This window comes from Neisseria sp. P0022.S010, assembly GCF_051956635.1.
In genome coordinates, this window is sequence record NZ_JBQCXF010000900.1 from 1 (window position 1) to 448 (window position 448).

Annotated in this window: 1 pseudogene; it reads right to left on the reverse strand. The window is 50.0% G+C overall.

Going from position 1 to position 448, the window contains the following annotated elements:
* A pseudogene (locus ACTHUT_RS22005) lies at nt 1-448 on the reverse strand (bifunctional aconitate hydratase 2/2-methylisocitrate dehydratase); the annotation flags it as partial.

The window sequence follows — 448 nt, forward strand, 5'->3', positions numbered from 1 at the left end:
GCGCATGCAGCGGAATATCGGGGCGGCTCCATGCATCAGGTGCAGGAGAGAGGTCGTATGTATTGGTTTCGCCGTCGACTTTAAAGACGGTAACAGTGATTTTTTCAGGAACTTTGGCACGAGAAGTAGACCATTCGGCATCTGCCCAAGATTGCAATACTTCTTGCGTGTATTTATTGCCTTTTTCGGCTTTTTCTTGAACATCGTGGAAAGAGTCGAACATCAGCAGAGTGTGTTTAAGACCATTTGCAGCGATAGGCGCAAGTTTGTCGTTGTCTACGAGCTCGATTAAGGCGTGAATGTTGTCACCGCCGAGCATGGTACCCAGCAGTTCGGTCGCATATTCGGGGGAAATCAACGGGCTGGATGCGCTGCCTTAGTCAATGGCAGCCAAAAATGAAGCTTTGACTTTGGCGGCATCGTCCACACCGGACGGTACGTGTTGAGT